This is a genomic window from Hyalangium sp., from assembly GCF_035629615.1.
GTDB lineage: Bacteria > Myxococcota > Myxococcia > Myxococcales > Myxococcaceae > Hyalangium.
In genome coordinates this window covers 1-20208 of the sequence record NZ_DASPHO010000137.1, presented here as the reverse complement: position 1 = coordinate 20208, position 20208 = coordinate 1, and the positions used below count along the sequence as shown (strand labels likewise).

Genomic DNA, 20208 nt, shown 5'->3' with positions numbered 1-20208 from the left:
CAGGTTTTGGAGGCGCAGTGGGGCAGCCGGCGCATCATCGCGAGAGCGGGCAGGCTGCGGTCGAGACGGCCATTGTCCTGCCGTTGATGGTGTTCATGCTGCTGGGCGTGCTGCAGATGACGCTCGCCTATCAGGCCCGCCTGGTCAACGAGTACGCGGCGTTCAAGGTGGCGCGCTCTGCCAGTGTGTACCGCCTGGACTGTGAGCGCATGGTGCGCGCGGGGTTGATGGCGCTGGTCCCCACCGTCAGCCGCGCGGGCCTGGGCAGCTACCAGCAGCGCTTCCTGTCCGCGGCGCGAATGCTGCTCAACAGCAACACGCCCCCCAACGCCGGGGTTGCCATCCCCCTGGTCCGCGTCCACTACCGGGTGTCTGGCTACTCGGGCCGGCCGTTCGATCAGCAGCTCCTGCCCACGGAAGAGCCGATGAAGGTCCACGTCCGGCTCTCCTACTATTGGGAGTACCAGATCCCCTTCGCCAACTGGATCATCACCCGGGTGTGGCTGGCCTCGCACACGGGGCAGGCCTGGGCGACCGGGGCCGATCCCATCACCCCCGTGCGGCGCACCGCAGGGGCGGTGAAGGCCGCCAACGAGACCTCCAGCGAGATCTCCCTGGACGTGGGCATCGTGCGGCAGGCCATCGGACGGAACTACTTTACGACTCCGCTGGTCTCCACCTGGTCCATGCGGATGATGAGCGATCCCCTCCCAGGGGCTCAACTGACGGGGGAGTGCCGATGAACCCTTCTTCCGCTCCCACTCCTACCGTGGCCCGCCCTTCCGTGCGCGGGCAGGCGCTGATCCTCACCGTGCTGGTGATGCTGTTCGTCACGGTGGCGGTGTTCCTCACCTTCTCCATCGGGACGCGGACCCGCCGCAAGATCCAGCTGCAGGCCGTGGCGGACTCCACCGCCTACAGCCTCGCGGTGGCCGAGGCGCGCGCCTTCAACTACTACGCGTGGAGCAACCGCGCCATCGTCGCGCACAACATCAGCATCCTCTCGGTGCACGCTCACACGAGCTACATCACCTTCATGGAGGATCTGCTCGCCGCCGCCGCGAACAACTACCAGATCATGGCGGAGCGCGCCTCCGGGCCGAAGCGGGTGGTCCTGGGGAAGATCGCGAACCTCTACCTCAACAGCGACTTCAGCCTCGAGAACCACCCCTGCACCTGGGTGTGGGATGACACGCCGGCGCCGGGCGATTGGAAGTGCCGGGTGGATCTGGACTGTGTCGGAACGGATGCCTGCACCATTGATGACAACCGTATCCGCGGCGCCCGGTTCTTCCACCGCCAGTGGCACGCCAAGGGCAACAGCAACACCTGCTACATGCTGGTCAATGGCAGCCGTGACCACTTCCGCAAGGTGGAGCTGCTGCGCGCCCACCAGCTCGGTGTCGAGTCCCAGCTCCGGCTGATGATGACGGGGGACGCGGACGACATCATGTCGGCGGCGGACTACTCCGTGTTGAACGCGTCCACCCGGCGCGACACGATGTATGACGATCTCAAGCAGAAGGTTCTCGATGTGGACAGGAGGTCGCTGTCCCAGCATCTGGCGTCGCTCTCGGACCGGCGGCTCACGGCCCAGAAGAGCGCGGGGGATCGCTCGCTCTGGTACTACTCCAAGTCGGTGGATGACGGGCTGCGGGGCAACACCCACAAGGAGTACGACGAGATCCTCGCCGGCACGCGCTTCCCAGCCTTCATCACCCAGCGCGGCTTCAAGAAGGACAGGAACTTCGAGCGGCTCGAGAAGAAGGCCCGGGAGTTCGCGGCCGCGGCGGGCTTTGGCAACCCCGTCAACGTCGTGCTGAACCGGGGCACGGCCCGGATGCTGAAGGTGAGCGCGCTCGCGGATGATCCCGGCCAGTTCAACGATCAGCCTGGCCCGCTCCTGGACTACTGGCCCCCTGTGTACAGCAACATGCCCGCGCCTCCGCCGGGCAAGGTCTGGCCGGACTACGTGGTGCCGAAGTCCGGCCGGGAGCTGGCGGAGAAGGTGCACCGCACCGGCCACGACTCGACGGGCTTCGGAGAGGGCGACGGGATCGCGGCCGAGGATCACGGTTGGGTGGAGAGCCGCTTCGCGGGCCTGCGCGAGCGCACGGTGATCGCCGAGGGGCGCAACTCGGTGTGGGGAGATCCGCACGACTGGCGCGCCGACCCCTCCCACGATCTGCCGGGCGACAACACCACGCACAGCAACCACATCTTCCACGCGGACCTGATGACGGTGCCGGGGCACGGCTCGGGGTTCGGCAAGTGCGATGACATCGGCTGCGACCAGCAGCAGCGCGGCGTGTACCGCGGGCACATGCGCTTCCGGGTCAACAGCAATCCCAACGATCTGTGGAACATGCCGCGGACCATGTCGTTCATCACCCGCTCGGTGAAGGACCCGGAGCGCTGGCCGTGGGACTTCCACTTCGAGGCGGAGATCCCCAGGAAGATCCAGTTCACGACGATGAACTCCCCGGGGGACACGCAGGCCGGGAACACCATGGGGGCCTACTCCGGCGCGCTCGTCTACTTCCACAAGCCGACCGGCGAGGAGTACCTGGAGCCACCCAACTTCTGGAACCCCTTCTGGCGGGCCAAGCTGCACCCGGTGAGGCCCGAGGACGCCGAGCGCATGACCGAGTTCGCCCACACCCCCTCCTATCTCATGCTCCTCCAGCTCGATAGCTGGCGCGCGGTGAACTACTGATGCTCTCCTCTCGAGCCCTACGGCAGGTGCGCCGGGAGCGTGGCGCCGCGACGGTGGAAGTGGCGCTGTCCATGCTCCTGCTGATCCCCACGGCGCTCTACGCCATCTACGCAGGAGAGGCCTTCCTCGCGGGCACGCGCGCCCAGGAGGCGGAGATCTCCGCGACGTGGGACATCACCGGCTTCCTGCTGCACGACTACGACAACGGGCAGGACTACGAGGCCGGCCCGGATGGGGATCCTTCCCTCTACGTGGACGTTACCCAGAGGGCGGCGAACCGCATCGAGGCCTCCCTGAGCGGAATGGACAGCTACCGCGGCGGTGGCAACGGGCAGCAGATGGTGATCAGCCGGCAGCGGCTGGACAACGTCGACTGCAGGCCCATGGACGCGCGCTACATCCTGAACCGGGCGCTGCTCACCTATCAGGCGATCCCCTATCAGACGCGTGAGTACCTGCACCGAGGCGGCTACGTGGTGTGCAGCGCCCGGGTGAGGTTCTCCCCCCAGCTCATGCCCCGGGACATGCGCGGTGGCTACACGAGCAAGGTGAACCTGCTCTCGGATGCGCTCGCCAATGGCTTCTCCGTGTGTGGCAACGGCAGCACGCTCTGGGGCTGCGCGGGAGAGCACGTGCCGGGCATCATCACCCTTACCAACGACTGGGGCCTGGAGGATGGCCGCAGCAACCCGGTGGGCACGGACAACAACCCCAAGTACTACAAGGTGGGCGAGAAGGTCTTCAACCTCAAGTGGGAAAGGGCCGGGGAGAACGACATCGCCGGAGGCATTGGCTCCCAGCAGGTGACAGAGGCGATGCGGTTCATGCTGGACGAGGTGAAGGGGGACTGGGGCCGGACCTCGGAGTACAAGCTGGCCTTCTACAATGACATGAGCCGGGAGCGGGACTACCCCGACAACGATCACGGCGGCCAGGCGCAGGCCCATGTGAGCCCGTGGGACGACGGCGAGGGCTCCTTCACCAGCGATCGGCACGTCTACAGCACCGCCCGCAGCCAGAGCTATTACCTCGGGCACAGGTCCCCCAACTTCCTCGACTCCCCGAAGAATCCGTGAGCTCGGTTCGCAAGAGACCCCGCCCGCTCGTGCTGGCCGGAGCCGTGGCCGTCAGCGTGCTCCTGGGCAGTGTGCTCGGCCGCGCGTATCAGGCGCGCGAGGAGGCCGAGCCCGTGGCGCCAGCCTCTCCGGACGTGGAGCTGCTCGCCGAGGCGCTCGAGCTGGATCGCGAGCCTGCGCCCTCACCGCGTCCCCCGGAGGCGGATGCGGCGCGCCGGGCCCAGCTGGCCGAGGGGCTCACGAAGGTGAAGCGCACGGGGCAGGGCGCCTTGAGACAGCGGCTGCCGCTGCCGCAGAAGGCGGGGGCGCTCATCTCCATTGGCGACCAGCTGGATGCCCACGGCGTGCCCATGAACCTGGCCGCCTTCGAGACGGAGCTGAGCGCGCGGGAAGTGCTCCTCTTCTATGCTCGGCACTTCGAGCGGGAGGGCTGGCCCTACTCGGACGTGCCCACCGCCAAGGAACTGGTGCCCTATCCCCGGATCAGCGCCACCCTCGTGGAGGAGGAGCTGCAGCTCACGGTGATGGTGATGCCGCACGGGGAAGGCGAGGGCAACACGGTAGTCCTCGGGCAAGCCGACATGCAGGCGGTCCGGGAGGGCACCTCTCGCGAGGACACCGGCGATCTGCCCCTCTATCCCGGCACCCGGCCCGTGGCCATCATGGCTCGGGATGAGGGGAGCGCTACCCTCACGGTGAGCTTCGACACCGGAGATGCCCCCACCGTCGTGGAGGACTTCTATCGAAAGGCCCTGGCGCAGCGCGGCTACACCGAGAAGGCCGACGCGCAGGACTCGGCCACGGATGGGACGGGCCCGCGGACGCTGCGCTTTGCCAGCCGCCAGGGCCGCGCCTGGAACCTTGCCCTCTCCGTCCAGGGGAAGGGCACCGCCGTCACGGCTCATGGCACCCGGGCCGCGGAGGAGGCAACGCGATGAAGCTGCGCGCTCACCGGATGAAGCTGCGCACCCGCCCCACCGCCGCTGCTCGCGGCCAGGCGATGAGCGAGTACATCTCCATCGCCACCATTTTGATGATCGGAGCCCTGGGCGCCTTTGTCGCCTGGCCCTTCACCGAGGCGTTGTTCCTCTCACTGCAGACGTACATCGACCTGTACTTCTACGCGCTCAACCTCGCCATCGGCTGAGCGAGCGCGCAGCCCCCGAAGCTGGCACCCTGGAGGCCGCCGGCCGCATCATCGAGCACCTGAAGGCCCAGGGCTACCGGTTCGCCACCGTCTCCGAGCTGCTCGCGCTGGGGCAGGTCGCCCCGGTAAGGGACCCGCAGGGTCTTCCCCCCGCTGGCACCGGAAACCCGGCCGATATGCCCTCCGCCGCCGGACGTTGAGGCCTTAGCGGGCCCGAGTTCAGACCGGCTGGACCGCCAACAGGGGGCCGGCACGGGTGCCCGTGACGGAGGATTGCCCGATGTCCGAGCTGTCGGAAGAGGTGCGTGTGCAGGTGGCCCGGTTGCGTCATCTCCTGATCGACGTAGGCCGCCAGGGCATCTTCTCCAGCCCGCTCGCGGCCCCACCCGAGGGGGGGCTCGAGCCGCTCCACTTCGAGACGCTCTGGTGGCTTCGGGCAGAGGGCTTCCTGACGATCAATGCGCTGGCGGAGCGGCTGGGGGGAGTGGCGATGCCGCGCATGTCCCGCCTGATCGATCGGTTGGAGGAGGCGGGGTGGGTCCAGCGGGTGAAGGTCATCCGTGAGGATCGCCGGCACGTGAGCGTGCGGCTCACCGATCCGGGGCGGGCGCAGGCCGAGCAGGTGGATGGGGTCGTCCAGGAGCGGATGGCCCGGCTGCTGCTTCCCCTGGGGGGGGAGGATCGCAGCGCGCTCATGGACATCCTCGAGCGTTGGGTTGAAGCAGTCGGGCGGGCGACCCAACAGGTTGACTCGGAGTCCCTGGCCCTGTCAGCTTCTGATAGCTAAGCGTCTGGGCGTGAGTCTTGGGGCCCCAGGGTCCCGAAGCTCTACGGCCGCGCCACCGGGGCGGGTGGACCTTGGAGCGCTCGCTCCGGTGGCGTGGGCCGTTTTTTGGGAACGGAGTGAGAAGGCCCGTTCCACAAGCTGGCCCGCAAGGCCCGTGAGGCGTCCACTTCCGGACGGCACAGGCGTGGCCGGGCTGGGCACGTGGGTTGCTCAGGCACTCTGGGCGTGAACCGAGGATTCCTACTGGGGGTCGTGCTGGGTGTGCTCCTCTGCGGACAAGCGGCCGAGGCTGCGCGCCGAGGGGCGCAGGGGGCTCGAACGGAGATCGGGCGGAGGGCGGCGTCGCGCGCCGCGCTGTGGGTGGGGTTGCCGTCGCTGTCGCGGGTGAGCCGCGAGGTGAATGACGACTGCTCGGGGCTGACCCACCTCGCTTACTGGAGGCCGGGGCTGAGCCTGATGCCGGAGGCCCCGCAGCCGGGCGAGAACGGGGTGGCGGCCATCTACCGCAAGGCGCAGGCCCTGGGGGTGTTGCGTCAGCAGCCTCGGCCTGGGGATCTGGTCTTCTTCCAGGAGACGTACGACCGCAACCGGGATGGGCGGCGCAATGACGGGCTGACGCACATCGGCGTGGTGGAGCGAGTCTCAGGGGATGGGCGGGTGACGTTCGTGCACCGCGCGGGGGGCGGCGTGAAGCGCTCGAGGTTCCATCTCTACCAGCGCGACGTGCGGCGGGACGGGAAGGGCAGGGTGCTCAACGACTGGCTGCGGCGCGCGGACAGGAAGGGGCGGGCGCAGCTGGCCGGCGAGCTCGTGGTGGGCTTCGCGGCGGTGGACGAGCGGTGGGTGGTGCCACAGCCTGCCCGCACGGCACGCCGCGCTCCCGTGCGGCGCTGAGCACGGGGGTATAGAGTGGAGCGCATGCCCGCTCGCAGGCAGCGCGTCGCAAGAGCCACCCTCATCCTCGTGCTCCTGGGCGCGACGCTGGGCTCCGCGCTCGATGCGATCCACTCGCACTTCGGTGCCATCAGCTACACGAGCCCCCTCGTGGCCAAGGCGGCCTGGTGGGTCCCGCTGCTCTTCGCGGGCGCGTATGGGACGGGCATCGGGCGGCCGCTGCTCGCGCGGGATGAGCCTCCGCTCCCCTTGTGGAAGGTAGCCCTGGGCATGGGGCTCTTCATCGGGGCCTACTGGCTCACCGTGGTTCCCTGGTCCTGGCCCGTGCGGTGCGCCGTCTTGAGTGCGATCTTCGTAGCCGCCTGGGCAATCTGCGACCGGACGTGGCTCGGGTTGCTCATTGCTGCGCTGGCCGCCGTCTTCGGGCCCGTCGTCGAGATCACGCTCGTGCAGGCGGGAGTCTTCGTCCACCACGAGGCGCTCGTGCTCGGGATCCCAGCGTGGCTGCCCTTTCTCTACCTGACGGCATCCGTGGGGCTCGGGAGCCTCGCCCGGTGGCTCACAATTGACACCACTCCAAGTTCTCCTATCGGGTGACACTTCATGGAAGCGAGCAAGCAGGGCACTCCTGTGGCCGAAGGCTCCGAAGCGCAGCCGCCCTTCCTCCTGGAGGAGGAGAAGCGACTGTCGCGCTCCCTCCTCTGGGAGCTCCAGCGGCGGTACTACGACGGGGCGGGGATCGACGCCTGGAGCACCGCGACGGTTCCCCACCACGTGACCAACAATCCGTCGCTCGCCCAGGCTTATGCGGAGATCTTCATCGGGTATCTGCGCGACTGCCGGAGCGGGAGCACGGCGCTCGACCCGAGCGAGCCGGTGACGATCATGGAGCTCGGCGCAGGGAGCGGACGGTTCGCCTATCTGTTCTTGAAGGCGCTCACGGAGATGCTCCAGCAGTCCCCCATGGGGGACGTGAAGTTCCGGTACGTGATGACGGACTTCACCGAGACCAACCTGCGGTTCTGGCGGGGGCACCCGTCCCTGAGGCCCTTCGTGGAGAGGGGCGTGCTCGACTTCGCGCTGTTCGACGCGGAGGTAGATGAGGAAATACGGCTCATCGAAGCGGGGGTGACGATCCGGGCAGGGAGCCTGAAGAATCCCCTCGGGGTGATCGCGAATTATGTGTTCGATGGGATCCGGCAGGACGCGTTTTCGTTCCGGGGCGGCGAGCTCTACGAGTGCTTGATTTCGCTGTCGACCGCCCAGCCAGTGGCGGATCTCGAGGATCCGGCGCTGATCAAGAGCGTCAGCGTGAGCTACACCCACAAGGCGGCGCCGGCGGCGTATTACGAGGAGCAGGAGTTCAACGAGATCCTGCGCAATTATGCGCAGAGCCTGGAGCAGGTCACGATCCTGTTTCCGCACGCCGCCATCCATTGCATCCGGCGGCTCGCGGCGCTCTCCGGCGGCAGGCTCCTCGTGCTCTCAGCGGACTACGGGGAGACGCAGAAGGCGGCGCAGGAGAGGCGAGAGCCTTGGATGTCGACCCACGGGAGCTTCTCGATGGCGGTCAATTACCATGCGATCGCCGAGTATGTGCTCCACCGGAACGGAGCCGTCCTGAAGACAGCACACCGGCACGCCTACCTCGCTGTCGCGGCCTTCCTGCTCGGGGGGCCTGCGGCGCGGCATCCTGAGACGAGGCTCGCGTACGAGCTGGCGGTGGGGCGGGGGGGGCCGGACGACCTCTTCTCGCTGTGGAGCGGGCTCCAGGGTGGAGTCGAGAAGCTCGGGATCGAGCCCGTCCTGTCGCTGATTCGGTTGAGCCGCTGGGATCCGCGGATTCTCCAGGGGGTGCTGCCGGCGCTGTGGAACCAGGAGGAGGGAACGTCGGCGGCGATGCGCGAGGAGGTCCTGAGGATGGTGATGCGGGTATGGGAGCATTATTACCCGATAGGGGAGAAGCGGGATCTGGCCTTCGAGCTCGCGATGCTCGTGTACGCGTATGGCGGGTATACGGAGGCGCTCGGGCTGTTTCAGGACTCGCTCAGGTCGTACGGGAGTGACGCCAGGGCGTGGTGGAACATGGGATTGTGCCACTTCGGCCTCGAGCAACCGGAGGAGGCGCTGCGGTGCTTCGGAGAAGCGGCGCGGCTGGATCCGGGGTTCAGGCCTCGAGGGGCGCTTCAAGCCAAGGAGGGGTGAGGCGGCGGGAATCGCCTGCCGCCCGAGGCTAGAAGCTGATGACGATCGATTCCGCCGAACGCTCAGCGCGGCCGTGGTGCACCACCTCGATGTTGTTGCCGTCGGGATCGAAGGCGAAGGCAGCGTAGTAACCGGGGTGGTAGGGGCGCACGCCGGGGGCGCCGTTGTCCTTCCCACCCGCAGCCAGCGCCGCCGCGTGAAAGCGGTCGACCATCGGGCGATCCTTGGCCTGGAAGGCCAGGTGGGTGGGGCCGGTGAGCACGCCGCGGGCCGCCGGGGAGGTCACCCCCGACACGAACAGCTCGTCGGCCCAGAAGAACCCCTCGCCCTCCCCGCCGAGAGGTATCCCCAGTGTCTCGAAGATCGCTGTGTAGAAACGCTTGCTGGCACCCACGTCCTTCACTACCAGCTGCACGTGGTCGATGAGCCGTCCCCGGTAAAGCGTGTTCGTTTCCATGGTGGGTCTAAAATGGCGACGATCGGCAGGCTGGGCAAGCTTTCCCGAGCGGGTCCAGGGAAACCGTGGGCGCGGGGTGGTGATGGCGAACTCTAAACGGGCACGAAGCCGGAAATGGCCGTGGCGGCCGAGGAGCTCGTCTCGCCCAAGCCCTCACGGCGCCCCCACGCGGAGGTGGCCTCGCTGCCGCTAGCCGGGTGAGGGGCGGGCCTGGCCTCCGGGCCGAGGCGCCGCATCAGTAGTAGCAAAGGCGCCACGACTCGATCCAGCCACCATGCGAGCCGTTGTGGGGATGGAAGTAGTAGTCCGTTGCGCTCGTGCATGAAGCAACGGTCTCGAACCAGCCGTGCCAGCCCTGGGGATAATAGGCCTGAACGCTCCCTCCGCAGGTGGAAGGATTCCAGTAGCGCACCGGAGCGTTCCCGCCTGCGCAGATGACCACATTGTATCGATAGGCCGACTGGGTGACCGTCCCCTCGGGCTCGGAGGGCGCTACTTCCTCCGCGACGACGTTCTCCTCCGCGACGACGTTCTCCTCCGCGCCAACCTCGACCCCGCCGCAACCAACGGAGAACACCAGGCTGCCAACAGCAACGAGAGAAATCAGGGGCCTGCTCATCATGCTCTTCTCCTCATGAGGTAATTCTAACTAAGATGTTAATGTTGCTTTTGCATGTTTTCCTGGAATGGACCATAGGCCTTTTGGGGCGCGGCTTCAAGTCAGCGGAGCATGGATCTCCGGGGTGCTCGCCCTGCTGTTGTCCGCGTGCGGCGGCGCCCATGCGCGTTGCCTCGCCGCCGACGCGCCATGCACGGTCACGGTCATTTTCACTTCCCTGAGAACACCTCTCACCGCACCTCGATGTCCACCGGTTCGCTGCGCAGTCCCTGGGCCACCACCTCCAGTCGGTGACGCCCGGGCTGGAGGGCCCACGAGGCGTCATAGGGCCATCCCGCCTGCTTCACGGGCCGGCCGTCCACCAGCCACGTGACCGCTGCGAGCCGGGGCTCCACCTCCGCGCTCAGCCGCAGCGTCTGGGTGCGCCGCGTGTAGCCCGGCTCGATGAGGAACACCTCTCCCGGGCGCGGCCAGGTGATGACGAGCGCTCCGGGGACGGGGCCCTTCTCCGGGCACAGCGGGGAGTAGCGCGTGGGCGCGGCGGGCGAGCTCTCCTGTCCGTGCGAGGCCTGCCAGGAGGCATAGGCGGCCGGGAGGAAGGTGAAGGCGCGCATCACCACGTGCTCCGCCGGGCACTTGTCCCCGGCCAGCAGGCCATTGCGCGCGTCCAAACGCACCTCGCGGTGCCATGGGCAGGGCTGGCGGGGGACGTGGTCCTTCGGCAAGTGCACCCGCCGCCGCACGGGGCAGAAGGGCGTGGGCACCTGGCCCGAGTGCGCGCACACCTGGCCCTCCACGATGCCCTCGGGTGGAGGCGTCCGCTCCGGCAGGGCAGAGGGGCCTGCGCGCTGCACCACGCGCTTCATCACCTTGTGGAAGAGGGGGCCGGCGCCCGTGGCTCCCGTCATCCCGTTCAGCGGGCGGTTGGAGAAGTCCCCCGTCCACACGGCCACGGTGAAGCGCGGCGTGTAGCCCACCGCCCAGTTGTCGCGCCAGTTGGTGCTGGTGCCCGTCTTCACCGAGACGGGGAAGCCCAGCATCAGCGCGTTGCCGGCGCCGAAGCCGCGCATGCGGAGGGACTCGTCGCCGAGCACGTCGGTGATGAGCCAGGCCACCTCCTCGGAGAAGGCCCGGCGCGGCGCGTCCCCCTCGGCGAGCGGGCCGGCGAAGGGCGTGGCGCGGCAGGTGAGCCCCTTCCGGGCGAACATCGCGTACGCCTGGGCCAGCTCCAGCAGCGTCACCTCGCCGTTGCCCAGGGTGAGGCCCAAGCCGTAGTGCGAGGCGGGAGCGTCCAGCGAGGAGAAGCCCACCTCGCGCAGCCGCGTGAGCAGGGGCTCAAGTCCCACGCGCCGCGCCACCCGGATGGCGGGCACGTTGAGGCTGCGGCCCAGCGCTTCCCCCATCAACACCGGCCCGGAGTAGTCGCCCGAGTAGTTCCTCGGGCTGAAGAGGTCGCCGTCCGCCTCGCCGTAGCGCGTCTCCACGTCCGCGACGACGGAGGCGGGCGCGTCCCCGCGCTCGAAGGCCAGGGCATACGTGAAGGGCTTGAGCGCGGAGCCCGGCTGGCGCCACGCCAGCACCCCGTTCACCGCGCCCGCAGCCGCCGTGTCCTCGTACCGGGCGGAGCCCACCATGGCCAGGACGTGGCACTCCGCGTTGTCCAGCACCACCACGGCCGCGTTCGTCACGCCGCCCGCAGAGAGGGCGTCCACGTGGCCGCGCACGAGGGCCTCCAACTCCCGCTGGAGGTCGCCGTCCAGCGTGGTGCGCACTTCGCCCGAGGGCGGGCGCAGGGACACGACGTAGTCCGTGAAGTGGAGCGCGGTGTCGGCCAGGGCCGACGGAGGCGCGCCCTGCCCGGCGAGGCGCAGGGGCTCGTCGAGGGCGCGGACGTGCTCCTCCTCGGTGATGGCGCCGGTGGCGCGCATGCGGGCGAGCACCGTGCGCTGGCGGGCGCGGGCCCGCTCGGGGGCCTTGAGCGGGTTGAGGGTGGTGGGGGCCTGCGGGAGTCCGGCCAGCAGCGCGGCCTCCGCCAGGCTGAGGTGCGTGCTCGGCTTGCCGAAGTAGCGCTGGCTGGCCGCCTCCACGCCCACCGCGCCCGCGCCGTACGGCACGCGGTTGAGGTACTGCTCCAGCACGGTGTGCTTGTCCACCGCGCGCTCCAGGCTCAACGCTTCGACCATTTCTCCCAGCTTCCCGCGCAGCGTGCGCGGGTGCGGGTGGAGGCGCCGCGCCAGCTGCATCGTCAGTGTGGAGGCCCCGGAGACCACGCGCCGGTAGCGCACCGCCTGCGCCAGCGCGCGTGCCACCGAGCGCGCGTCCACTCCGGGGTGCTCGTGGAAGCGTGCGTCCTCCACTGCGACGGTGGCCCGGACCACCAGCGGGGAAATGTCCTCCAGGGCGCGCCAGCGCACGCGCTCGCCCTCCGCGTTCACCACCTCGCGCAGCAGCTGGCCCCGCGCGTCGCGGATGCGCAGCGAGTCCCGCGCGCGCGCGTGCAGGTCCTCCACCGGGTAGGGGCGGAGGATCACGGCGGCCCACAGGGCCACCGCGCAGACGAGGGTGCCCAGGGCCAGCACTCCCGTGGCCGCCGCGAAGAGGCGGAGGACGCGACGCCGCAGGGAGGGACGGATGCGGGCGGCGAGGTTCGCGGAGCCGCTCTGAACGGAAGGCCGGCTCATCGCACCGTCACCTCGTCGATGGCGGTGGCACCGGCCACCTCGGGGGCGTACATGGCCTCGGCACCCGCGGCGGGGCGCAGGAACGTCCCCGGCGTGGTGGCGCGGGCGACGTAGGTGAACTCGTAGTCACCCGCGTCCATGTCGTCCACGAAGAAGGCCACGCGGTGGTCGCGCATCTCGCTGTAGGAGAGCGAGGCGAGCCCACGCTGCAGCGCCGCGCTGAGCGGCCCCTGCGACACCTTCTCCGTGGTGGCCAGGCTCGTATTCATCGGCTCCAGGCCCGCGGGCAGCTTGTCGTCGATGGCCACGTAGTTCTGGTGGCTGCCCGCGCGCACCTTCAGCCGCACGCGCACCAGCGACCCCAGCGGAATGGCGCTGGCATCGAGCGGCTCACCCGTCACCGCCTCATACGAGCGCTCCACGCGGAAGCCAGCCTCGCGCGCAGCGCGGTTCTTTGCGTTCAGCTCCGCCTCGTACTGCGCGCGGACGCGGAGGATGGCGGGGCCGGGGCCCCGGTTGTTGAGCAGCACCTGATGCGTGTGCGCCTGGCCCGCCTTCAGGCTCAGGTCCGCCTCCGAGAGCCGGAGCCGGCGCACGCGCTGGCTGACGACCTCCATGTCCCCGTCCTTTACGGGCCTGCCGTCGAGCGTGAGGGACATGCGCGGGACGCTGCCGCCCTGCGAGGACTGGGCCATGCGGGCCACGCCCATGATGCCGAAGACGTTCTCTTGCGTGTTGCCCCACATCCCGCCCTGCTGGCGCTTGAGAAGGCCGGTCAGCAGCTTGCCGCTCATCTTCCCCGCCGCCCCGCCGCCAGAGGCGAAGGCCAGCAGCGAGGTGGCGTGCGTGCGCAGCGGCGAGTCCATGGACCAGCCCCCGTGGGGCTTCCCGTCGAACCACGCCTCCTGCTCTGACTTCTCTGCCGTCGCCTCCACCTCCGCGAGGATGGGCTGGAGCAGGGACTGGTCCTGTCCCTTCATCTCGCTCACCGCCACGGCGAGGAAGGACAGGCCGAACGGGGTGAGCTTGGACTTCTCGCGCCAGAGGGTGGACACGTAGGCGGGCTGCGGCCGACCCAGGCGGCCGAGCGTCATCACGAAGTAGGCCCGCGTGTCCGCGTCCGCCATGCCGCCATGGGGGATCTCCTCGGTGATGTTGCCGTCGCGCAGGCGCAGCTCCAGGTAGTCACCCATTCGCTTCAGTGCCTCGTCTGGCACGTCGTAGCCGCGCTTCTTCCCCTCGATGAGCGCGGTGAGGCCGAAAGCCGTGGCGAAGGCGTGCGGCTCCGTGCCGCCGGGCCAGTAGGACAGCCCGCCCGCGGTGGTCTGGAAGGAGAGGATGCGCTTGATGCCGGCCTCGGAGAACTTCTTCAGGTCGGCCCCGTTCACCGTCACGCCCATCTCCGGCAACAGGTCCTTGAGCACCACCAGCGGGTACGCCGTGCTGGTGGTCTGCTCGATGCAGCCGTTCGGGTATTCCATGAGGTATCCCACGGCGTCCTTCAGCTCGCTGAGCGCCGTGCCGGACACCGTCACCTCCACCTCCACGCTGCCCGGCTGGCGGTCCGCCGGCAGCGCCAGCTCCAGCCGATCCTCTCCGGACACCTGGGCGCTCGACACCAGGACCCGGCGCGAGCCGGGGTTGAGCACCGGCAGCGTCACCTCCACCGAATCCGTCTCCTCGCCCATGCGCGCAGCGAAGCGCACCTTCGCGGCGCCGCGGCCAGCCACCTTCACAGGGAAGCCGAAGGAGGCGGACTCGCCCGGCTTCACCGTCCGGGCGGGCGGCGTGAGGGTGCCGCCTTGCTGGAGCTCCAGTCCGTCGAAGGATGCGGTGAGCTGCAGCGGGCCCGCTTCTGACTGCCCATTGAAGGCGAGCGCCTCCACCCGGAGCGTGTCCCCGGGGTACGCGAAGCGCGGGAGCACGGGCTGCAGCATCAGTGGCTTCTTCACCACCAGCCCCTTCTCCGCGGAGCCGGCGCGGCCTGCCGCATCCACCACCACCGCCATGACGCGGTAGCGGGTGAGGTTGTCCGGCAGCTTCACGTCCACGCTCGCCTTGCCGTCAGCTCCCACCGCGACGCGAGGGTTCCAGTACGCGGTGCTCTGGAAGAGGGTGCGCAGGTCGGCTGGAAAGTCACCGAGGGCGAAGCCCTCGCCACCGTCACCGCCGGGGAAGAGCGCCTCGTGGCGCTGGCGGCGGGCGTGCGGCAGGTCCAGCCGGCTCTCCGCGGTGCGCACGCCCAGCGGCAGCGCCGCGTAGAGCGCTGGCACCGGGTCCGGCGTCCGGTAGCCGGTGAGGCCCAGCACGGCCTCGTCCACCACCATCACCGTGGCCTGCCCGGAGGCGGGGTTGCCCGCGCTGTCGCGCACCGTCACGTCCACGCGCACGGTGCCACCAGGCCGGGCCACCGGGTTCTCCGGCGCGACGTCCACCGCGAGGCGCTGGTTCCTCGGCTCGACGTGGAGCTGCACGTAGCCGAGCTTGAAGCCGGGCGCGCCCGTCTCGAAGCCCGTGGCGTCCTTCTCCGTGTGGATGCGGCCGCGCAGCAGCACCACTGAGACGTACACGTTGGGCACGTGCGTGTCCGTGAGGGGAATCTCCAGCGTGGGCGTGTCCCCATGAATCTCGAAGAGCCGGTGCTCCAGCACGCCGCCGCGCTCCACGGTGAGCAACCCGCGCGCATCGGGGAAGGGCGTCTGCACCACCAGCTTTGCCGTCTCGCCGGGGAGGTAGCGGGCCTTGTCCGCCACCACCTGGATGCGGTCCTGGTCGAAGCGTGGCCAGGCCACGATGTTGTCGCCCGACGCGGACACGCGGAAGCCCGCCTGCACCTGCCGCTGCGCCGTGTCCTTCGCCCAGGCACGCACCTGGTACGCACCCGCGCCAGGGACGGTGAGCCGACAGGTGACGGCCGTCTTCTCCGTGGTGACGAGGCACTGCCCGGCTTCCACCTTCTCCTCGTGGTTGACGAGCTGCGCGTGGGCGCCGCTCACTCGCGCGTAGGTGTGCGCGTCTACGCGCTCCAGCTGCGCCCGCACCTGCACGCCCTCCTGCACCGTGCCATCCGGCCGCAGGGCGATGACGGGCACCTCCAGCACCTGGCCCGCGCGTACCACGGCCTGCGCGGGGGGCCGCACGCCCACGTAGAAGGCGGCGGGGTGTACCACACGGGACAGGCGGCCTGCGTACGCCTGTCGGTCCACGTCAGTGACGCTCGCCTCCACGGTGTAGCGCTGGGGGCCAGCGTAGGAGGGGTGGTCCGCCTTGAAGGGGACGCGGGTGCGGCCCTGTCCGTCCAGGCGCCCGTCTGCGCTGGCCACGAGCGCAGCGCCCGAGCCGTCCTCCGGCAGCCCGAAGGCGTACTGCGCGAAGCCGGCGGGTGAGAAGGGCTCACGCGCCTTCCACACCTGGTAGCGCACCTCGCGGCCGGACAGCTCCCCGCCGTGCAGGTAGCGCGCCTCCACCACGGCCTCCACGTCTGTGCCCGGGGGCCACTCCTTCTCGGCGCTGGACACCTTCACCTCAAAGGTCGGCACGCGGTATTCCTCCACGCGGAAGGTATGGCCCACCGCGCGGCTGCCGTGCGTGAGGCGCAGCGAGTACTCGCCCACGGCCGCCCCCGCCTTCAGCTTCAGGTCTACGTCCGCCGCGCCGAAGGTGTCGAGCGTGAGCGCCGTGTCCAGCACGCCCTGTCCGCGCGGGTCCTGCACTCGCACCTGGACCTCGCGCTGCCGCTTCGGCAGGCGCCCGGCGTCCTTCACCAAGGCCTTGATGTGGACCGTCTCCTCCGGCCGGTACACGCCCCGGTCGGTGAAGACGAGCGAGGCGAGCCGCTCGGCGCCCTTCACCTCGCCCGCGAGCCCGAACTGCCAGGCCGACGACAGCCGCTCCTCGTTCACCTCCGCCACCAGCCGGTCCTCGTCCTTGCGCGCGGAGATGAAGACGCGCCGCTCCAGGCCGCTGGCGGTCGCCACGCCCGGCGCGCGCAGCAGCGCGACGCCATCGGCCCCCGTCTCCGCGGAGGCAAGCCGCGTCCCGGCCTCGTCGAGCAAGATCACCTGCCCCTGGGCCACCGGCGTTGCGTCACCCAAGCGGGTGAGCCACACCAGGACGCCGCCGTCATGCACCTTGGCGGTGAGGCCCAGGCCGGAGAGCTGGAGCAGCACCGCGTCCTGCCACACCTCTTCCCCGGCCTCACTGCCACGCCCCTTCGCGGACAGCTCCAGGCAGTACAGGCCTGGCTTGCCGCTCTCCAGGGACACCTCCAGCGGCTCCAGCGCGTTGCGCGTCTTCGGACGGGGCGCGCCCACGCTCCGCGCGGGGCCCATGGGGGCGCCGTAGGCCTCGCACGTAGGCTGCCGCTCCAGCGCGTACGCCTTCACGAAGGCGTCCGGCACGGTGATGCGGCGCGCCTGCGCCTGCACGGTGGCCAGGTTGCGTCCCTGGAAGGGCAGGCGGGCGCCGGGCAGCTCCAGCGTCAGGTGCTGCGAGGGGAGCTGGAGCATGGGCAGCAGGTCCTGCGCCTTGAAGCTCCACGTCGGACTGCCGTCCAGCGGGTTGCCCAGCACGTCCTTGAGCCCGCGCGTCAAGGACGCTTGGTACTTCTGTCCGGGGCTGAGCCCCATCGTCACCGACACGCTACGGCCCCAGCCGGACACCTCCATCGACTCGGGCTTGGGCTCCACGGCAAGGTGCGCCCGGAGCGCACTCGCGTCGACGGGGTTGTTGAAGGCCAGGTCCCACCGCGCATTGAGCGGCGCGCGCTGCGGGTCCTCGCCCGTGGCCAGCACGTAGCTGTCCAGTGTCACGTGGCGGTTGACGGTGAGTGTCTGCGTCTCCCCCGCCGGCTCGGCGGAGCCCTCCTCGCTGTAGCTGGGGGAGACGAGCCGCAGGGTGCTGCCGTGCGCGGGCAGGCGGAGGAAGCGCAGCGCGAGGACTTGCTTCGGGTCCACCGTCACGCTGATGGGGCCCTCGCCCTCGGCCAGCGCGGTCACCTTCACGGGCACGCTCTTGCCTTCGGCATCCTCGGCCTGGAAGCGCCTTCCCAGGGTCTTGGCGGAGACGGGCTGGTCATAGAGCGCCAGCAGGGGCCCGTTGCCCACCTCTTGGGTAAAGTCGTTGAGGAAGGCAATGAAGCGCGGCCGGCCCGAGATGACGGGCCACGCCGCCACCTTGCCTGCGACCTGGAAGAAGGGCACCTGGAAGGTGTCCTTCCAGGTGGAGGCGAGCGCCGCCCCCGCGTCATTCGCGGGCGTGGCCTTCTCCACGCGCACTGTCACCGTGTTGCCCCATCCCAGCGCCCCGGCCACGGGGATGAAGACCCGCTCCTTGGGTGAGCGCCAGGACCACGCACCCTTCTGCGGTGGCTCGAAGGTGACGGCTACCGACTGCTCCTCCACGGGCAGGCTGAAGTGAAGCACCAGCTCGCAGCCGGCCCGTGCGCATTCGCCGCGCTGGATGGAGAGTGCTTCCGACTGTGCTGGCTCCTCGTGCGCTTCCGTGGGAGGTGAGGGCGCGGGCTCGGGGGAGAGGAGCGGTGGAGGCTCCACGGGCGGAGGCAGGCTGACGAGGGACGCGGGGGCAGGGGCCTCCCGGCCGCTGGCGGCGGGGGCTTCGCTGGCAGCTGCTCCCGGGGCGGGAGCAGGCTCGCGACCGCACTGACAGGCCGAGAAGACAAGTGTGGTGAGGATCCACCCGAGCAGCGGGTAGCGACGGGGAGAAGGCATGACGGGCTCCTGGGAGGCGGAAGGCGGCCCTGGACCCAAGAGCAACCGCCGTACCAGGGTGGACACGCCGTGGAACACAGGCCCTCAACCCCGCGGGGGGGCTCGTGAGTCCTCCCGGACACGCGGTGCGTGTCCGCGCGACCACGGGCCCTTGTCATCCCGTTTGCTCGTCCGACACGTTGGGACGGACCGCCCTTGGTAAGCTGAGAGGGGGAACCCAGGAAAAGCGAGCGCAACCGAAAAATCCGTTAATAGCGGACCTGCCTGTAGCCTCAGGGGCTCCTGCTGTGTCCAACCCGCGGAGACGATCCTGGATCCGTTCGCGGGGAGCGGCTCGACTCCCGCGCTTGAATGCGTATGTGCCCGAGCGCGGGAGTGCGCTGGGCCGTCACAGGGAGCGCGGGCCCACCAGCTGGAGCACGCGGGCATTCTCAGGCACCTGGCTCAGGAAGCGCTCGCGGGCCGTCTCGTCGGGAAGATCCTGGGCTCTCAGGCGCACGTACGCGAGGGCGCGGCGCAGGGCGCCCTCCGCCGCTGCGTCATCTCCCTGAGCGTGACAGGCCTCGGCCAGGGCCAGACAGACGCCCACGGACGCCACGCCCCCCCCTCCCATCTGCTCCAGAGCGCGCACGGCCTGCTCTGCCTCCGCCCGAGCCTCCACCGCACGCCCTTGAGCCAGCAGCGCAGCGCTCAGGCAGGTGCGTGCAGTGAGCTGATAGATGATGAGCGCGCCCAGCAGCTCGCACGCCTCGCGTGCCCAGCTCTCGGCCTCGGAGGGTGAGCCTTGCGCCAGGGCCACGCGCCCGAGCGACAGGGTCGCAAGGCCCAGGTGCATGGGATTCTGTCGCTCTGTCTCCCGCGCGTAGAGCGCCAGGCGGAGGGCCTCCTCCTGGTGTGTCGGCTCAGAGCTGCCTGACAGCACCAGGGCCGTGTGCATCTGGAGCCAGGTGAAGACCTGATCGAAGTACCTGGCCCCTGCCAGCCCCTCGCTCATCACCTTCGCGGCCCTGGTCATTTCTCCCAACGCCGCCAGCGCCTGCCCCAGCAGCGTGCGTGGCACGAGCTCGTTCCTGTCCGCGCCCACCCTCCCAAAAGCCGCCATCCCCTCCTCTGCCAGCGTCCGGCACCGCCAGGGCCGGGCATCCAGGTCGTAGTCGAAGTACCCCTGGGTCAGGCAATGCCAGCCGAGGGCAAAGCTGTCATGCGCCGCTCCCCTCGTGGAGATCTGCGCCAGGCGTTCCAGGACGGTCAGGGCCTCGCTCCGCTGGCCAGTCCATTGGTACATCGCGCCCAGAAAGGCGAGCGCTTCACTGTAGGTAGAGTTGGCCTCGGGAGCAGGCTCGATGCGCAGCAGGTCGCGGCCCAGAGCGACCGCTTCGTGGGGGCGTCCGCTCTTCGAGCTCATCATGATGAGATTGCCTACCACCTGGATCCACGAGGCGCTGCCCTCGGGGAGCTTGGGGAGGACCTCGTGACTCACGGCGAGGGTGCGCGCGAAGTCTGCCATCCAGAAAACGATATACGCCTCCAGCACCTGGAGCTCGGTCAGGGCCTGGCCCGTGGGCCCACAGGAGAGCGCGGCCTCCAAGCACCGCTGGGCTCCTTGAAGATCCGTACGCTGGCGCTCGCAGCTCTGCTTGCAGGCGCGCGTGAAGAAGTGGATGGCTTTCTGCTTCTGCCCTCCGAGCTTGAAGTGCTCGCCCAGCACCAGGGGCTCTGATTCGCCGGCCGCCTCCAGCCATTCGCCGGCCTGGAGGTGCCCGGTCATTCGGAGGCCGTCGGGCACCAGGTTGTAGGCGGCGTCGCGCACCAGGGCGTGGTGAAAGCGGTACTCGGCCTCTGCTGGGAAGCGGCTGCCAGGCTGGAGCTGCACCACCTCCAGCTCCACCAGGCGTCG

At 69.6% G+C, this 20208-nt stretch carries 13 protein-coding genes and 1 pseudogene; 9 read left to right on the top strand and 5 right to left on the bottom strand.

Going from position 1 to position 20208, the window contains the following annotated elements:
- Window positions 1-17: 17 nt before the first annotated feature.
- The 9 genes from VD972_RS06810 (at window position 18) to VD972_RS06770 (ending at window position 8825) form a co-directional block, all read left to right on the top strand.
- Entirely contained in the window at window positions 18-743 is a 726-nt protein-coding gene (locus VD972_RS06810; protein WP_324982516.1) for a TadE family protein, read from the top strand.
- On the top strand, window positions 740-2716 hold the full coding sequence (locus tag VD972_RS06805; protein WP_324982513.1) for a Tad domain-containing protein: 1977 nt from the start codon (window positions 740-742) through the stop codon (window positions 2714-2716). The genes VD972_RS06810 and VD972_RS06805 overlap by 4 nt, the downstream gene beginning before the upstream one ends.
- Window positions 2716-3792: a hypothetical protein gene (locus VD972_RS06800; protein ID WP_324982509.1), complete on the top strand. Its 1077-nt coding sequence runs from the start codon at window positions 2716-2718 to the stop codon at window positions 3790-3792. The genes VD972_RS06805 and VD972_RS06800 overlap by 1 nt, the downstream gene beginning before the upstream one ends.
- Window positions 3789-4730, top strand: a complete 942-nt coding sequence (locus VD972_RS06795) for a hypothetical protein (RefSeq protein ID WP_324982506.1) — start codon at window positions 3789-3791, stop codon at window positions 4728-4730. The genes VD972_RS06800 and VD972_RS06795 overlap by 4 nt, the downstream gene beginning before the upstream one ends.
- Window positions 4727-4939 (top strand): hypothetical protein, encoded by a 213-nt coding sequence (locus tag VD972_RS06790; RefSeq protein ID WP_324982503.1) that lies wholly within the window; start codon window positions 4727-4729, stop codon window positions 4937-4939. The genes VD972_RS06795 and VD972_RS06790 overlap by 4 nt, the downstream gene beginning before the upstream one ends.
- 280 nt (window positions 4940-5219) lie before the next feature.
- Window positions 5220-5726, top strand: a complete 507-nt coding sequence (locus VD972_RS06785; RefSeq protein ID WP_324982500.1) for a MarR family winged helix-turn-helix transcriptional regulator — start codon at window positions 5220-5222, stop codon at window positions 5724-5726.
- Between the two features lie 252 nt (window positions 5727-5978).
- The gene (locus tag VD972_RS06780; RefSeq protein ID WP_324982497.1) at window positions 5979-6620 is read left to right on the top strand and encodes a CHAP domain-containing protein; all 642 of its coding nucleotides are present in this window, start codon (window positions 5979-5981) and stop codon (window positions 6618-6620) included.
- Between the two features lie 24 nt (window positions 6621-6644).
- The gene (locus VD972_RS06775; protein ID WP_324982494.1) at window positions 6645-7217 is read left to right on the top strand and encodes a hypothetical protein; all 573 of its coding nucleotides are present in this window, start codon (window positions 6645-6647) and stop codon (window positions 7215-7217) included.
- Between the two features lie 6 nt (window positions 7218-7223).
- Window positions 7224-8825, top strand: coding sequence for a tetratricopeptide repeat protein (locus tag VD972_RS06770; RefSeq protein WP_324982491.1), 1602 nt, complete (start codon window positions 7224-7226; stop codon window positions 8823-8825).
- A 28-nt stretch (window positions 8826-8853) separates the two neighbouring features.
- Here VD972_RS06770 and VD972_RS06765 read toward each other — a convergent pair whose 3' ends face one another.
- The 5 genes and pseudogenes from VD972_RS06765 to VD972_RS06745 all read right to left on the bottom strand — a co-directional run.
- A complete protein-coding gene (locus tag VD972_RS06765) occupies window positions 8854-9282 on the bottom strand; it encodes a VOC family protein (RefSeq protein WP_324982488.1) in 429 nt (142 codons plus the stop codon).
- A 235-nt stretch (window positions 9283-9517) separates the two neighbouring features.
- Window positions 9518-9904, bottom strand: a complete 387-nt coding sequence (locus tag VD972_RS06760) for a hypothetical protein (RefSeq protein WP_324982485.1) — start codon at window positions 9902-9904, stop codon at window positions 9518-9520.
- A gap of 227 nt (window positions 9905-10131) precedes the next feature.
- Window positions 10132-12582 (bottom strand): penicillin-binding protein 1C, encoded by a 2451-nt coding sequence (pbpC, locus tag VD972_RS06755; protein ID WP_324982482.1) that lies wholly within the window; start codon window positions 12580-12582, stop codon window positions 10132-10134.
- On the bottom strand, window positions 12579-18311 hold the full coding sequence (locus VD972_RS06750; protein WP_324982479.1) for an MG2 domain-containing protein: 5733 nt from the start codon (window positions 18309-18311) through the stop codon (window positions 12579-12581). The genes pbpC and VD972_RS06750 overlap by 4 nt, the downstream gene beginning before the upstream one ends.
- Window positions 18312-18699: 388 nt before the next feature.
- Window positions 18700-20208: pseudogene (locus VD972_RS06745) on the bottom strand (serine/threonine-protein kinase PknK); the annotation flags it as partial.

Bases quoted from the DNA above. Each gene is read 5' to 3' on its own strand.
- VD972_RS06800 (WP_324982509.1), top strand. From the start codon at position 2,716: ATGCTCTCCTCTCGAGCCCTACGGCAGGTGCGCCGGGAGCGTGGCGCC.
- VD972_RS06775 (WP_324982494.1), top strand. From the start codon at position 6,645: ATGCCCGCTCGCAGGCAGCGCGTCGCAAGAGCCACCCTCATCCTCGTG.
- VD972_RS06750 (WP_324982479.1), bottom strand. From the start codon at position 18,311: ATGCCTTCTCCCCGTCGCTACCCGCTGCTCGGGTGGATCCTCACCACA.
- VD972_RS06805 (WP_324982513.1), top strand. From the start codon at position 740: ATGAACCCTTCTTCCGCTCCCACTCCTACCGTGGCCCGCCCTTCCGTG.
- VD972_RS06760 (WP_324982485.1), bottom strand. From the start codon at position 9,904: ATGATGAGCAGGCCCCTGATTTCTCTCGTTGCTGTTGGCAGCCTGGTG.
- pbpC (WP_324982482.1), bottom strand. From the start codon at position 12,582: ATGAGCCGGCCTTCCGTTCAGAGCGGCTCCGCGAACCTCGCCGCCCGC.
- VD972_RS06785 (WP_324982500.1), top strand. From the start codon at position 5,220: ATGTCCGAGCTGTCGGAAGAGGTGCGTGTGCAGGTGGCCCGGTTGCGT.
- VD972_RS06790 (WP_324982503.1), top strand. From the start codon at position 4,727: ATGAAGCTGCGCGCTCACCGGATGAAGCTGCGCACCCGCCCCACCGCC.
- VD972_RS06765 (WP_324982488.1), bottom strand. From the start codon at position 9,282: ATGGAAACGAACACGCTTTACCGGGGACGGCTCATCGACCACGTGCAG.
- VD972_RS06770 (WP_324982491.1), top strand. From the start codon at position 7,224: ATGGAAGCGAGCAAGCAGGGCACTCCTGTGGCCGAAGGCTCCGAAGCG.